This window comes from Asticcacaulis taihuensis, assembly GCF_900100255.1.
In the GTDB taxonomy this organism is placed as follows: domain Bacteria; phylum Pseudomonadota; class Alphaproteobacteria; order Caulobacterales; family Caulobacteraceae; genus Asticcacaulis; species Asticcacaulis taihuensis.
In genome coordinates, this window is sequence record NZ_FMTS01000010.1 from 25602 (window position 1) to 41033 (window position 15432).

The 15432-nt window shown below is 59.6% G+C and carries 11 protein-coding genes; 6 read left to right on the forward strand and 5 right to left on the reverse strand.

The window, feature by feature from the left end:
- The first annotated feature begins 504 nt into the window (after positions 1–504).
- The 3 genes from BLO49_RS17095 to BLO49_RS17105 all read left to right on the forward strand — a co-directional run bounded on the left by BLO49_RS17095 (position 505) and on the right by BLO49_RS17105 (position 7840).
- Positions 505–3405, forward strand: a complete 2901-nt coding sequence (locus BLO49_RS17095; RefSeq protein ID WP_170828387.1) for a TonB-dependent receptor domain-containing protein — start codon at positions 505–507, stop codon at positions 3403–3405.
- Positions 3406–3501: 96 nt separating this feature from the next.
- Positions 3502–5367, forward strand: coding sequence for a carboxylesterase/lipase family protein (locus BLO49_RS17100; protein WP_090650726.1), 1866 nt, complete (start codon positions 3502–3504; stop codon positions 5365–5367).
- A 172-nt stretch (positions 5368–5539) separates the two neighbouring features.
- Complete coding sequence (locus BLO49_RS17105) at positions 5540–7840, forward strand: beta-glucosidase (protein ID WP_090650728.1); 2301 nt, start codon at positions 5540–5542, stop codon at positions 7838–7840.
- 99 nt (positions 7841–7939) lie between these two features.
- Here BLO49_RS17105 and BLO49_RS17110 read toward each other — a convergent pair whose 3' ends face one another.
- A complete protein-coding gene (locus BLO49_RS17110) occupies positions 7940–8677 on the reverse strand; it encodes a creatininase family protein (protein ID WP_090650789.1) in 738 nt (245 codons plus the stop codon).
- A gap of 205 nt (positions 8678–8882) precedes the next feature.
- Between BLO49_RS17110 and acs the strand changes: the two genes are divergently transcribed.
- The 3 genes from acs (at position 8883) to BLO49_RS17125 (ending at position 12859) form a co-directional block, all read left to right on the forward strand.
- Entirely contained in the window at positions 8883–10829 is a 1947-nt protein-coding gene (acs, locus tag BLO49_RS17115) for an acetate--CoA ligase (RefSeq protein WP_090650729.1), read from the forward strand.
- A gap of 12 nt (positions 10830–10841) precedes the next feature.
- Positions 10842–12422, forward strand: a complete 1581-nt coding sequence (locus BLO49_RS17120) for an ArnT family glycosyltransferase (RefSeq protein ID WP_139159730.1) — start codon at positions 10842–10844, stop codon at positions 12420–12422.
- 218 nt (positions 12423–12640) lie between these two features.
- A complete protein-coding gene (locus tag BLO49_RS17125; protein ID WP_090650731.1) occupies positions 12641–12859 on the forward strand; it encodes a hypothetical protein in 219 nt (72 codons plus the stop codon).
- Here BLO49_RS17125 and BLO49_RS17130 read toward each other — a convergent pair.
- The 4 genes from BLO49_RS17130 to BLO49_RS17145 all read right to left on the reverse strand — a co-directional run bounded on the left by BLO49_RS17130 (position 12856) and on the right by BLO49_RS17145 (position 15298).
- Entirely contained in the window at positions 12856–13254 is a 399-nt protein-coding gene (locus tag BLO49_RS17130; protein WP_090650732.1) for a YidB family protein, read from the reverse strand. The genes BLO49_RS17125 and BLO49_RS17130 overlap by 4 nt on opposite strands.
- Before the next feature lie 75 nt (positions 13255–13329).
- Positions 13330–13965 carry a DNA-3-methyladenine glycosylase family protein gene (locus tag BLO49_RS17135; RefSeq protein WP_090650734.1) on the reverse strand — a complete coding sequence of 212 codons (636 nt, stop codon included), beginning with the start codon at positions 13963–13965 and terminating at the stop codon, positions 13330–13332.
- A 40-nt stretch (positions 13966–14005) separates the two neighbouring features.
- Positions 14006–14827: a peptidase gene (locus BLO49_RS17140; protein WP_090650735.1), complete on the reverse strand. Its 822-nt coding sequence runs from the start codon at positions 14825–14827 to the stop codon at positions 14006–14008.
- A 12-nt stretch (positions 14828–14839) separates the two neighbouring features.
- Positions 14840–15298, reverse strand: a complete 459-nt coding sequence (locus tag BLO49_RS17145; protein WP_090650737.1) for a DUF350 domain-containing protein — start codon at positions 15296–15298, stop codon at positions 14840–14842.
- Positions 15299–15432 lie beyond the last annotated feature (134 nt).

Genomic DNA, 15432 nt, shown 5'->3' on the forward strand with positions numbered 1-15432 from the left:
TTTGTCAGGGAGTGACAATAGGCGGCAAGCAAAAATGTTGCGTCAACGCAACAGGTCATTTTCGAAATTAGTAAATTTTTCAAAATTTTTCATCGTCGCATTATTTGCATTTTTTATGGGCTGATTTGAAAAAAGTATAATTTTACAATGGTTTTTGATAGTAAAATGTCCTGTTTGCATATTGATTATATTGAATAACTTTAAGGTGTTTCGCTCTTTGTCCGCAAAAAACAAAGATTTTTTGTGAGCGTTAACATTCCGATTTTTGACTCGTTTTGGAAATTTCCAGGCGGTCTGTACCAAAAGTTTCGTCCTGTTTGGCGCGTTGACAACGTTTTCCTAATTCGTCAGGCTAAGTTGGCAAACCGGGCCCCTAAGTCCGGCTGGCAAATAAAAAAGAGCCATTGAGGCTTCCGGGGAAGGGCATTGGGTGAATGGCGAAACGCCACCCAGGCTTTCAAAAAAATGAAACGACAAATGGCTCAAGGCCATGGGAAGGAAAACATGTACGCCAACAGAATTGCGACTCGTATTGCATCGTCCAGGCGCCTTATGCTGGGGGCGGCGGCTTTACCGCTGATCATGACAGCGGCGCTGATCAGTTTCACGCCAGCGCATGCACAGGATATTCCGGTCACCCAGGAAAATACGGCGGCGGCCCCGGTTGTCGACTCCAAGAGCACTGACAAGGATACGACCGTTGTCGTCGTTACCGGCACCAATATTAAGGGTGTCAAGCCGGTTGGGTCTGAGACCACAACGATGAAACGCGAGGAGATCCTTGCCACCGGCCTGACGAACGTCACAGACGTGCTGCGGACCCTGCCGCAGGTTCAGAACACGGGCGATCCGAACGGCGCCACCATGCGTGAGGGCGGCACGGCCGGTTACGGCGGCAACTCGACCCAGGGCACCACGATCAATCTGCGCGGCATTGGTTCCTCCGCGACCCTGACCCTTGTGGATGGTCACCGTCTGGCGCCATCGGGCGCCGCGCTCACTTTTACTGAAGCGACGCAGGTGCCGATCGCTGCGGTAGAGCGTATCGAAATCGTTTCGGATGGCGCATCCGCCATCTACGGTTCGGACGCGGTTTCGGGCGTCATCAACTTTGTTCTGCGTAAGCGCTATAACGGCGCGGAAGTAACGGGCCGTTATTCCGTCAACAAGGGCGCGGATGAAAAGGGCGTCTCTGCAACCGCCGGCCACTCCTGGAATAATGTTGGCAAGTTCGGTGAAGGCAATGCCATCTTCAGCATGGACTTTACCGATCGCTCGGCCTTTGCCCGCAACAAGAGCCCTTACCTGATGCAGGATCTGACCCGGTTCGGGGGGCTGGATAACCGTATAAACGGCGCGACCGCCACGCCGGGAACGCCCGGCAATATCGTGGTTACGACGACGACCTATTTCCCTGTGTATGGTACGACCTACAACACTTATGGTCTGCCAAATGGCACCAACGAACACCTCACAGGCGCTGACCTTCTGGCTACGCCGAACTTGGTCGATTCAGCCGACTACGCCGACTACATAGGTGCGTTGAAGCGTCAGCAGTACGTGTTCATTCTGAATCAGTCGATTACGCCCTGGCTCGATTTCAGCTACGAAGGCTTCTATACCCATCGTGAAACCATCAGCCGCGCCCTCTATACGAACAGTGCCATCAAGCTGACCGCGGCCAGTCCGTTCTACATTCAGGGCGTGCCAGGTATCGCGCCCGGCGCGGACGAAACGGTCCAATATAACTTCTACAAGGATATCGGCGCACAGACGACCTATAATCCGGACACGACCTGGACCCAGACGGCAAGCCTTAAGGCCAGGCTGCCCAAAAGCTGGAGCGCCGACGGTTATGCGACTTTCGGCCGCGATGCGACCTGCGGCATCTGCAACATCAACAACAATGTCGACGTGGACGCGTTCAACTATCAGATCGCCCAGGGAAACATCAATCCGCTTTCCAGCACTCCCCTCACGGAGGAGCAAAAGGCTACATTCATCGGAACCAACATTCAGGCCAGTACGAACAAGATGGCCGATTTTGGCCTGAAGTTCACCGGCCCGCTTTTCAGCCTGCCGGCCGGACCGGTTCGCCTGGCCGTTGGCGCTGAACATCAGTATAATGAACAACATCTCTCCAACGGCGCCAACCGTGGTACGGATAACCACTTCCAGTGGGACAATATCACCACTTCCAACCGCACCGTGGACTCCGCTTACCTCGAAGTCTTCATCCCTGTCATTTCACGGGACATGAACATTCCGCTGGTTCAGGACATCAATCTCGATCTCGCCGGCCGTTACGACAAGTACTCCGACTTCGGCGATACCTCGAACCCGAAGATCGGTATTACCTGGGACGTCAATGACGAGCTGTCTTTCCGTGGATCATGGGGCACGTCATTCCGGGCGCCGAGTTTGACGGACACGAATGCAAACGTTTTCTCATATGCCGGTATTTTCCCATTCCCGAACAATTCGGGCGACCCGAACATTGCCCAAGCCTTCCCTGGCTACAGCTACGCTCTGATGTTCATTGGCGCCAACCCGGACCTTCGGCCGGAAGAAGCGACGACCTGGTCGGCTGGTTTCGACTACAAACCCGCCTGGGTCGACGGCCTGAGCGTTGGCTCGACCTACTATGATATTGCCTATGACAATCAGATTGTCTTCCAGCCCACTGTTAATCTGTTCCTGTCGAGTCCGGAAAATCGAGCGGTCTATTCCAAATACATCCATCCGGTTGACAACACCGGTTGCGTCGAGGGCGATTCTTCCACCTATGATCCGGAGCTGGCCAAATACGTGGCCCTGCCGAATCTTTACGGTTCGACGGTTGGTCAGGTCTGCCAGGTTCAGGTTGTCCTCGATGCCCGCGAAACCAACATGGCGGCGACCCACCAATACGGTGTCGACCTGCATGCCACCTATGTCCGTAACACCTCCTATGGCTTCCTCAATTTTGGTGGTTCTGTCACCAAGATCCTCAGCAGCAAACAGACGATTGTTGAGGGCACCGACGCAATCAGCGCGATTGACCACTACAGCTATCCGGTGTCTCTGCGCGGCCGCTTCAATGCGGGCTGGGCGAAAAATGGCTGGAACGTCAATCTGTTCGCCAACTATGTAGGCGGCTACCTGAATGACCAGACCCTGTCGGACAATGGCGTCCAGCGTCCGTTCCAGAAGGTGAAGGCCAACACGACCTACGATTTTGGCGTCGGTTATATGGTGCCGCAGGACTCGACCAGTTTCGCCAGGGGCGTACGTGTCTCCCTCAACATCCAAAACGTTTTGAACCAGGCGCCGCAAATCGTCCTGACCAACAACTCGGCCTATGACCCGGCCAATTCGAGTATTCTTGGCCGTGTGTTCAGTCTACAGTTGACCAAAGCGTTCTAATCTAAAACGATCGGCGAAGCCTTGGGTTTTCGCCGATCGCCCATTGTTTAACGAAGCATAATAAACGCCCCATTTGGGGCTCAGGAAAGGAATAAAATGCGTAACGCGTCGTTTATGTCCGCCAGCCGAACGGCTCTGGCGGTTTTTGTCGCCTCTGGACTGGCTATGGCGGCCTTGCCCAGTTGCGCGGGCGCCCCCAACACGGTGCAGACAGTGTCTGGCGCCGTGCAGGGCGTAACCGTCGAAGGCGTTGAATCCTTCAAGGGCATTCCATTTGCGGCACCTCCCCTCGGTGACCTGCGTTGGCGCGCCCCGCAACCGGCCGCCAAATGGACCGGCGTGAAGGTGGCGGATACCTTCGGCCACGACTGTATGCAGACGCCGTTCGGTGGCGACGCGGCGCCGCTTGGCGCGACGCCCGGTGAAGACTGCCTGGTTCTGAACGTCTGGCGCCCGGCGGGCGTGCCGAAGGACGCTAAGCTGCCGGTCATCTTCTGGATCTATGGCGGCGGCTTCGTCAACGGCGGCTCGTCGCCCCCCGTCTATGACGGTTCGTCCTTCGCCAAAAAGGGCGTCATCATGGTCAGCGCCAATTACCGCCTGGGCCGTTTCGGCTTCTTCGGCTTCCCGGAACTGACGAAGGAAAACAAGGACAATGGTTTGCTGGGCAACTACGGTTACATGGACCAGATTGCGGCGCTGAAGTGGGTCCAGGCCAATATCGCGGCCTTTGGTGGTGATCCCGCCAATGTGACGATCTTCGGCGAATCGGCCGGCGGCGGCTCGGTCAATACGCTCATGACCTCGACCCAATCCAAAGGGCTGTTCGCCAAGGCCATCGTCCAGTCGGGCGGGGGACGCGGCAACCTGATGGGTAACCGAGAGCTGTCGAAGGACAAGCCGGGAATGCCGTCGTCAGAAACGCTCGGTGTCAATCTGGCCAGGAAATATGGCATCGAAGGCACGGGCGCCGAGGCTCTCGCGGCACTGCGGAAGCTGTCCGCCGAGCAGATCAATGATGGCCTCGGCATGATGACCATGGGCCAGGCCGGTCAAACCTACGGCGGCCCGATGGTCGACGGCGTGATCGTCGCCGAAGCGCCGCAGGCAGTCTATGAGGCTGGCCGCCAGGCCAAGGTGCCGTTCATGATTGGTGCCGATACGGCCGACATCGGCTTCGGCTTTGCCCCTACCAAGGAAGCCGCTTTCGCCGCGTTCGGCCCATACGCCGACCAGGCCAAGGCCGCCTACGATCCTGACGGCACCAAGACCGTTCAACAGATCAACGCGGAAATTGGCATGGACAAGGCCATGGTCGAACCGTCCCGCTTCGTGGCCTCGACGATATCCAAGCAAGGCATTCCCGCCTACGAGTTCCGTTTTGGCTATGTGGCCGATTCCATGAAGGCCGAATGGAAGACCGGTACGCCGCACGCCACGGAAATTCCGTATGTTATGAATACGGTCAAGGAGAAGTACGGTGACAAGTTGACGCCGGCGGATGCCAAGATCGCTGACCAGACCAACAGCTACTGGGCCAATTTCGCCAAGACGGGCAACCCGAACGGTGAGGGGCTTCCCCACTGGCCGAAGTATGACTCCGCCAAGGACGAACTGATGGTGTTCACACCTGAGGGTGTGCCGGTGGCGCAGGCCGATCCGTGGAAGGCGCGTATGGACGTAACGGCCGCCGCCGCCGACCTGCCGCCGCCGCCGCCGCTGGCCACGAAGACGGCGGACGGCCATTTCGCCACCAAGCTCTCCCCGCTGGGCGAGATGCTCAACGATCCGGCCGCCAAGGCCGTGCTCAACAAGCACATCCCTGACGTGGTGGGTAATCCGCAGATCGGCATGGCGAGCAACATGACCCTGCTGGCCCTGCGCCAGTATATCCCAACGCTCACGGATGACGTGCTGGCCGGGATCGACGCCGATCTCGCCGCACTGCCGGCCAAGAAGTAAGACCGTAAGCTCCCCGGCATGCCTGTGCCGGGGAGTCATTCCCTGATCCACTTGCCCAGGTAACGCACCTGGTTCGCTTCGGCGGCGCGTGTACCTGGGACTATGAATATATCCGGAAGCCCGCCTCGCTAAATTTCAATAAAATTCATTCTAAAACTGACAGGGAAATGCAATGTCATTTTTGAAACGCTCACTGATCGCCACGGCCGCTCTCGGCGCCGTCCTCTTCGTCTCCAATCCGGCCGCCGCGCAGTTCGGACCGCCCCCACCGCCGCCGCCGCCGAAAGAGACCCCGTGGAAAAACACCAGCCTGGACGCCGCCACGCGGGCCGATCTACTGCTGAAGGAAATGCTGCCGAACGAAAAATTGACCCTGCTGATGGGGCATTTCGGGACTGACGCCCAGTGGATGAATTTCCGCGGCGATATTCCTGGATTGGCCTGGAAGATGCCGGCGGAAGCCCGGCCCCAATCGGCCGGTTTCGTCTTCGGCGTGCCCCGTTTGGGTATCCCCAACCAATGGCAGGCGGACGCCGGCATCGGCGTTGCCTCGCAGGCGGGGCCCAATCCGCGCCTGCGCACTGCCCTGCCTTCGGGTATGGCCACAGCCTCGACCTGGGATCGTGATATGGCCTTTGCCGGCGGGGCCATGATTGGCCGTGAGGCACGTCTTTCGGGGTTCAACGTGCAACTGGCGGGAGGCGTCAATCTGGCGCGCGAACCGCGCAACGGCCGCAATTTCGAATATGCCGGCGAAGATCCGCTGCTGGCTGGCGTAATGGTCGGCGAGCAGATTCGCGGCATTCAGTCGAACCACATCATCTCGACCGTCAAGCACTACGCCTTCAACGACCAGGAGACCCACCGCAACTCGGCGTCAGCGAACATTTCTGACAAGAATGGCCGCGAATCTGACCTGCTTGCGTTTCAGTTCGCAATCGAGGTGGGGAAACCCGGCGCGGCCATGTGCAGTTATAACCGCGTCAACAGCGTCTATGCCTGCGAAAACCCTTATCTGCTGACCGACGTTCTGAAAACGGATTTTGGCTTCAAAGGCTTTGTCATGTCCGATTGGGGCGCGACCCACTCGACGATTCCCGCCGCCAATGCCGGGCTCGACCAGCAGTCAGGCTATCCGTTCGACAAGGCACCATATTTCGCCGGCGCCCTCGGCGATGCCGTCGCTTCAGGTCAGGTGTCGGAAGCCCGTCTCGATGATATGGTCCGTCGCGTCCTGTGGGCCATGTTCTCAACCGGTGCCTTCGATAATGCCGTCGAGGTCCAGGACGATAAGATCGATTTCACCGCGAACGGCAAGGTCTCCCAGGCCGACGCGGAAGCCGGGATGGTGCTCTTGAAGAACGAGGGGGCCTTGCCACTCGTCGCCAGTGCAAAAAAGATTGTTATCCTCGGTGGTCACGCAGATCGCGGGGTTATTTCCGGCGGCGGTTCGTCTCAGGTCTATGGACGCGGGGGTAACCCTGTGGCCGATCTGGATTTGGGGCCCAAATTCTTCCCGGGGCCGGTGAGCTACTATCCGGATTCGCCTGTGGCGGCCCTTAAGCGGTTGACCAAGGCGGAGATCGTCTATGATGACGGCAAGAACCCCCAAGCTGCGGCCGAACTGGCCAAATCGGCCGATGTCGTCATCGTCTTCGGCACCCAATGGACGGCTGAAGGTGTGGATGCGTCCCTGTCGCTCGATCAGAACGGCGATGCCCTGATCGAGGCTGTCGCCTCGGCCAACAAGAATACGGTGGTGGTTGTAGAAACCGGCGGCCCGGTCCTGATGCCATGGCTCTCCAAGACCCGCGCCGTGCTGGAAGCCTGGTATCCGGGTAGCAATGGCGGCACCGCCATTGCCCGTATCCTGACGGGTGCCGTTTCACCTTCTGGTCGTCTGCCTGTGACTTTCCCTGCTTCGCTCGACCAGTTGCCGCGACCGGTCCTGGATGGCCTGGGTAAGCCCGATAGGCCGGTGACCCAGATCAATTATGACATCGAGGGTGCCGCTGTCGGTTACAAGTGGTTCGACAAGCAGAAACTTCAGCCTTTATTCGCCTTTGGCCATGGCCTCACCTATTCGAGCTTCACCTATAAGAATCTCAAGGCCGACATGCGAGACGGCAATCTTTCGGTAAGCCTCGCTGTTTCCAACACGGGCAAGCGCGAGGCGGCTGACGTCCCGCAAATCTACATCTCCTCGCCAGACAGTGCTGGTTGGGAAGCCCCCAAGCGACTCGCCGGATGGGACAAGGTGGCGCTGAAGCCAGGGCAATCGAAAGCAGTGACCTTATCTGTCGATCCGCGCACCCTGTCCACTTTCGATCCAGCGACCAAGACGTGGCGATTGAAGGCTGGGACCTACAGTGTGGCCGTCGGGACATCGGCAGACAGCCTCGGTAAGGCTATTGAAGTGGCGCTTCCCGAGACCATCTTCGATATCCGGGGCCAAAAGGTGAAGGTCAACTAAGGCGGGCAGGTAGTACCTGGCCGTCATCCGTGACCAGGTACTGCCTGACGCATTATTTCCTTATGTCCAATCGGTCGTCTGCGGGGTAGCTGAAATAGCTTATTCCGCCTGGAACTTGGCCACGTCGTCGAGCAGGCCTTTTACGGCCGCAGCGATGATCTGTTCGCCATCCGAAACTGTGGCCAGTGAGGAGTCCGAACCGATACGTCCATCGGGGAAGCGGTCGCGGTAATCGAGCGCGTCGCGGATCGGACCATTTGGCGCGATCCGCGGTTCCATGGCGGCGGATTTCACGAAGTCCGGATAGGCGGCGAAGGTGACGGCGATCTCCGATGGTGTGGCGTGGCTGCCGTGGCCTTGCGGATAGAGCCGGGCGCACAGGCTGGCAATGCCCGGCAGATCCCACCAGTTGCGCAGTTTCATAATGAATGGGCAGGGCTCCGCGGCATAGGAATAGTGCGAATAGATCTGTGAGAAGGTGGCTTCGATGGTGGCGATATTGCCGCCGTGGCCATTGAGGAAATAGATGCGGTCGAAGCCGTGCCGCGCCAGCGAATCTACCCAGTCCTCGATCGCCGCCATGAAGGTGGTGGGGCGCAAGGATATGGTGCCAGAAAAGCCCAGGTGATGCTGGGCCATGCCGATATTGAAGGTGGGCGCGATCAGAAGATCGCCCTCCTTTTCAGCGGCGTGAGAGATGATTTCGGGGCACAGCCAGTCGGTGCCGAGCAGGCCCATAGGTCCGTGCTGCTCGTTGGAGCCGATGGGAATGATGACGGTGCGCGAGGATTTCAGACGCTCGTCGATCTCTTTCCAGGTGGACATATGCAGCAGCATGGCAAACTCCGTCGTCTTATTGGGAATGACCATACGCGCCGCGCGGGACGCGAGGCAAGCTTTGCTGTCGCATTATGCATCGCTTGAGGGACAAAACCCGTCCTCGGCGGGTTTTTTCGCATTGGTCTTATGGACTCCGCAAACCGCGCGGCATAAGTTCGCCGCAACGAAAAAATACTCCGCAGATACCCCAGGAAATACCCAGATGAGTGACGAGACACTGTTCCGCGTGCCGGCCGATTTCATTCGCCCGAAGACCCTGACGGCTGAAGGGCTGGCGGCGCAGCACAAGCTGTTCGAGACCGATCCGGAGGCGCACTGGCGCACCCTCGGCGATGCCCTCTCCTGGATGCAGCCCTATACCCAGGTCAAGGACGTGTCGTTCAACCGCGAGGACTTCCGTATCCGCTGGTTTTACGATGGCGTGCTTAATGTTTCGGTGAACTGCATCGATCGTCATCTGGCAACCCGCGGCGAGCAGGTGGCGCTGATCTTCGAAGGCGACGACCCTTCCGTGTCCTACAACGTCACCTATAATCAGTTGGCGAAGGAAGTGAACAAGCGCGCCAACCTGCTGAAAAAGTATGGCGTCAAGAAGGGCGATCGCGTCACGCTCTACCTGCCGATGGTGCCGGAAGCCGCTTACTTCATGCTGGCCTGTACGCGCATCGGCGCCGTGCACAATATCGTCTTCGGCGGCTTCTCGCCGGACAGCATCGCCAGCCGTATCCAGGACTGCCGCTCGGATGTCGTCGTCACCGCTAATGAAGGCCTGCGCGGCGGCAAGATTATTCCGCTGAAGGCCAATGTCGACTTGGCCCTGCTGCAATGCCCGAATGTCCAGACGGTGCTGGTGGTTGAACACACAAAAGCCCATTACCTGAAGCATGGCGGCCGCGATATCAGCGTGCCGGAAGCGCTGGAAGGCATTTCCGACGAGTGCGCGCCGGAGCCGATGAATGCCGAAGATCCGTTGTTCATCCTCTATACCTCCGGCTCAACCGGCAAGCCCAAGGGTGTGCTGCATACCACCGGCGGCTATCTCGCCTGGGCGGCCTATACTCACAAGACCGCCTTCGATTACCAGGATGGCGACATCTACTGGTGCACCGCCGATATCGGCTGGGTGACCGGCCATTCCTATGTCGTCTATGGCCCGCTGGCCAATGGCGCCACCTCGCTGATGTTCGAGGGCGTGCCCAACTATCCGGATAATTCGCGCTTCTGGAACGTGGTCGACAAGCACAAGGTCAATATCTTCTACACGGCCCCGACCGCCATCCGCGCCCTGATGCGTTTCGGTGACGAGCCGGTGACGAGCACCTCGCGCGCGTCCTTGCGCGTGCTCGGCACGGTCGGTGAGCCGATCAATCCGGAAGCCTGGCTGTGGTATCACCGCGTGGTCGGCAACGGCAATTGCCCGATCGTCGATACCTGGTGGCAGACCGAGACCGGCGGACACCTGATCACGCCGGTGCCGGGCGCCACGCCGCTGAAACCTGGTTCGGCCACCAAGCCATTGCCGGGTATTGTGGCTTGCCTGGTCGATGCCGAAGGTAAGGTGCTGGAAGGTGCGGTCGAGGGCAATCTGTGCCTCAGCGATTCCTGGCCCGGCCAGATGCGCAGCGTCTATGGCGATCACCAGCGCTTCCTCGATACCTATTTCTCGACCTATCCCGGCAAGTACTTCACCGGCGACGGCTGCCGGCGCGATGAGGACGGTTATTACTGGATCACCGGCCGCGTTGATGACGTGCTGAACGTGTCCGGCCACCGCCTGGGGACGGCCGAAATCGAAAGCGCCCTGGTGTCGCATAGTGCCGTGGCCGAAGCCGCAGTGGTCGGCTTCCCGCACGATATCAAGGGGCAGGGCATCTGGTGCTATGTTACGCTGACGGCCGGGACCGAGCCGAGCGAAGCACTGAAGAAGGCGTTGCGCGATCATGTGCGCCAGGAAATCGGGCCGCTGGCCTCGCCGGATGTCATCCAGTGGGCGCCGGGCCTGCCCAAGACGCGATCGGGCAAGATCATGCGCCGCATCCTGCGCAAGATCGCCGAAGGCCAGCCTGATCAACTGGGCGATATCTCGACCCTGGCCGATCCGTCGGTGGTGGCGGACCTGATCGAGGGCGCGAAGGGGCTTAAAGTCTGACGCATATGATCGGTGACCAGATCCGAAAACCGCGATAGGGTCAGTTTTTCGGAGGGCGGCGTCATGGTGAAAGAGCAGGTCAAATGGTCGGCGGACTATGTCGCCCTGGGGCTGGCCGCGCTGGCCTTTGTGCTGCACGCGGCCTGCGCTGGCCGCTATGATGTGTTCCGCGACGAGCTTTATTTCATCGTTTGCGGGCGCCAACCTGCCTTTGGCTATGTCGATCAGCCGCCACTGATCCCGCTGCTTTCCGCCGGCTTCTATGCCCTGGGGCACAATGCCTGGATGTTGCGGCTGCCGGCGACCCTGGCCGCCGGCGCCCTGGTCTGGCTGGCCGTCCGGTTTGCCCGATTGCTCGGTGGCGGCACCTTCGCGGCCATAGGCGCCGGGGTATGTGTCACGATTGCCCCGATGCTGATGGGGATTGTGGCCGTCTTCAACACGACCGTATTTGATCCGCTGGCCTGGACGTTAATCGCTTATCTGCTGGTGAAGGCCACCCGTGACGGCGACCGCCCGGCGCTCCTGTGGTGCGGTGTTGTGGCGGGGATAGATTTCGAGGCCAAATACGCGCTTTACGTTTGGGCAATCGCCTTGGTCGTCGGCCTTTTGGCGACGCCGGAACGCCGGATTTTTCGCGATCGGATGCTGTGGCTGGGGGCGGCCATTGCCATTGTGATCGGCCTGCCGTCGATCCTCTGGCAGGCGACGCATGGCTGGCCCTTCCTGGAACTGGCCGCCGCCGCGCGCGCCAAGAATACCGACATTCCGCCCCTGAACTTTATCATCAATCAGGTTCTGGTGATGAATCCCTTGCTGGCGCCCGTCTGGATCGCCGGGGTGGTCGCGCCCTTTGTCATCGCTTCGCTGAAACCTGTCCGCTTTTTGGCTATCGCCTTCCTGGCCAGTTTCGCCCTGACACTCATCACCCACGGCAAGGACTACTATATCGCCTCCACCTATCCCACGGTCTTTATACTGGGGGCCGTCGCCTGGGCGCATTGGTTCCGGAAGGCCCGCGCCCGGATCGGTCTGGCCGTCTGGGGCGGGCTGGCCGTTGCCTTGTCGGCGGCGATATCGCCCATGGCCTTGCCGGTTCTATCGGTCGAGGGCTTACGAGCCTATATCGCGCACTCGCCTTTCAAGCCGCAGCAGCAGGAGAAAAGCTTCAAGGGCACGCTGTTGCCGCAGGTATTTGCCGACCAGTTGGGCTGGCACGACTATACGGATCAGGTCGGCGCCGCGTGGCGGAAAATCCCGGCAGATGTGCGCGCCCGCACCGGTATCAAGGTCGAGAACTATGGCGAAGCGGCCGCGCTCGATATCTATGGTCCGAAATATGACCTGCCGCCGGCGCTCAGCGGCCATAACCAGTATTACCAGTGGGGGCTGCGCGGCCAGAAGCCGGTCAACCTGCTGGTCGTGCAGAACAATCCCGACCGTCTGGAGCCCTATTGCCAGAAAACCGTTATCCTGGGCGAAACCTATTCGCGGGATGCCATGGCCTATGAAAACGGCAAGACCATAGCCCTGTGCCAGGGTTTGAAAGTCGATATTGTAAAACTTTGGCCGGAACTGAAGAACTTTAGTTAGAGCGCTTTCCGAAAAGTGTGACGTACTTTTGGCTTCGCCGAACTACGTTTCGGATTAAAAAGTGCGTCAAAGCAAAGAGCTAGAGTGCCGATCTGACGCAATCAGATCGGCACTCTAGCTAGCTTACGCGGCCTTTATGATCGTCACATAAAGCAATAACGCGGTTCTTATGGAGTCGGGCATAGACTGGTCTTCTTATAAATATAAGGAGACGTGTCATGACGACCGATGTCAGGGACAAGACCCAGAAGCCCGAAGACGACCGCTTTGGCAAAAAGGTCTTTTCGCCCAACGAACTGAACCAGGCCGGCGAGGACAAGGAATATTTCCATCCTGATGGCGGCCATAAGTTTCATGCGCCCAAGGATGCCAATCAGCACGCCATTAAGCCCGATGTCGAGGTGACGCCGGACAATAAGGTCAGGCCCGTTCGTTAGGCTTTCAGAAGGCCGCCGAGTATATCTCCGAATCCGCCCTTGCCCATGGTCTGCCCCAGAATGTCGCCAATGCCGCCTTGCGGCAGTTGCCCGCCGGGCGTCAGGTGATCGATCAGGCCGGGCAGGGCGTGGGCCAGTTGTGAACTGTCGATGCCCAGGGCATGTGTCAAGCTCTGCACCTGCTCGGACCCAAGGACGGCTGTGATCTGCTCGGAAGAAATCGGCAGGTTGCCGCCGGTGCCGATCCAGGACTGGACGATTTCGGTCATGCCGCCCTGCTGGAATTTGGCGACGATGCCTTCCAGTCCACCATTGCCAAGATGGCTGGCGAGTTGATCCAGGTCGAGGCCACCGGGAGCGGAGGCGCCGCCCAGCATATCGTTCAGCAAGCTCATGGCAGTTTCCTTTTGCGGGTTTCGGACAGGAATGAATAGGCGCCTGATTTTGCACAGCGTCAATTCACGACGATTTTACCGTTTCATTTCCCCTCGTTTGACCGCGCCATACCAGGCCCAGAGCAGGTGCGCGGCGATGGTGCGGTAGGGCGCCCAGTCGAGCGCGCGTTCGGCGCAATAGGCTTCATTGGGGCGTTCCTGCAGGTTGTCCAGCCAGCCCACCGCTTCGCGCAGGGCGACATCGCCGACGGGAAACAGGTCGAGCCGGCCTTCCGAAAACATCAGATAGACCTCGGCGGTCCAGCGGCCGATGCCTTTCAGCGCCACCAGCCTTGCGGCGGCGTCTTCTATGGTCAGCGGCTCCAGCGAATCCGTATCGAAACCGCCGGTGTGGAAGGCTTCGGCCAGGGCACGGGCATAGGCGATCTTGGGCCGCGACAGGCCGTAACCGCGCAGGGCATCTTCGTCATGCGCCAGCAGGGCCTGCGGGGTGATCTCGCCCAGGCCGTCGCGCACGCGGCCGAAGATGGTGTCCGCCGCCTTGACCGATAGCTGCTGTTCGACGATCAGGCCAAGCAGGGCGGGGAAGCCGCCGGGGCGCCGGCGGTGCTGGATATGGGCGAACTGTTCAGTTAGTGGTTTCAGGCGCGGATCGCGGTTGGCCAGGTGGGAGAGGTGGACAGGATTAAGAGGATTGGCAATATCGGTCATGCCGGACCTTTAACAGATATTGCGCTCGAATCCGGCAGGATTACGCAATAATACACCCGACCTGGGCCACGCGGTATTCGCGGCGCAGGGTATCCGACACGATGCCATAGTTGCCCTTGGTGATGGTGGCCTCGGAGTCGTAATCCGGCTTTCGGTCGGCCAGGCTGGCAATAGCGGTCACAGTTTCCGGCACCGAGGTATAGATGCGGCCGCGGCGCGGATTTTCCTTCAGGGTAATGCCCATGACATGCGAGTTGTCATTGAGCGCGGGGCCGCCGACCAACTGGTTGAGGTCACTTTTCAACTCATAGGTCTGGCCGGCCTTGGCCCAGGCCAGGACCGGTTCACTGCCTTCGAAGCGCTTGGAATGTTTCATCATGGTGCGGCCGATCAGGCGCGCGGTGGCTTCCCCCACCGTGCCGCCGGGATAACCGGGCATGAAGGCGCGTACCCCCGGCTTGATATTGGCCGGGTCGGCCATGGTGAGCGGGCGCCCGCCGCCATCGGTCATGGCGATCAGGTAGCCTTCATGGCCGGGAATGGGCCGCGTCTTGAAGGGAACGGCCAGGTTGCCGCCGATATTGAGGAAGGGATGGGTGCATTTGCCGACACTCTTTTCGGCCACGATCCACTCGCCGGTTTTCGAGATCGAGAAGGCGGTGCCGGTCATGATCTTGCGGTCATCGACCGGCAGGTTGATGATCGAGGAGGCCGTGAAGGGCGTATAGGTGGCAAAGAGGGACATTTCGCCAATGCCCGGTGGCGGCGGCGCGGGCGGGGCATCGGAGACCTCGTGCCAGCTTCCGGTCACCGTCACGAGGACGGTGAGGGCAGCGGCGTAGAGGAGCCAGTCGAGTTTCATGGCCCGCGCCCTTTATGCGGCGACAGCGGCGGCGAGGACGAGAGCGGCGGCCAGCTTGGCGGAAACCAGCAGCACGGCGGCGGAAACCTCGCCTTCATTGATGCGGGTGGGCAGGCCGGCCAGCAGGAAATCGACCAGGCGGAAGACAAACAGTTGCAACACGATGGTCGCGCCGCCCCACAGCACGATATCGCGCACGCTCGTCGAGGCGGCCATGGAGGCAGCCAGCGGAATGGCCAAGCCGATAATGACGCCGCCATAGGCCACGGCCGCGGCGGAATTGCCTTCGCGGATCTGGTGGATTTCCTTGTAGGGGGTGAGCAGCGAATAGATGGTGGCGCCGATCAGCAGCATCAAAAGCGTGACGCCGGCGTGCAGCAGGGTGATGGGAAAGCCCGACGCGAAGGCCTGAATTTCCGGCCGCAAAACGTCTGGCGACAGGAAGTTGAGATTGAAATTTTCAGGCGTCATTCTGGTCCCCTACACGCTGGTCTCTGCGCGCCCGTTACATCTGAAGTTACCCATGTAACGGCCCGCCGCACTCTAGGGGTAAGTTCCCTGCAAGATCAAGGCCCAGTGTTACGCCTGTGGATAAATTTTATATG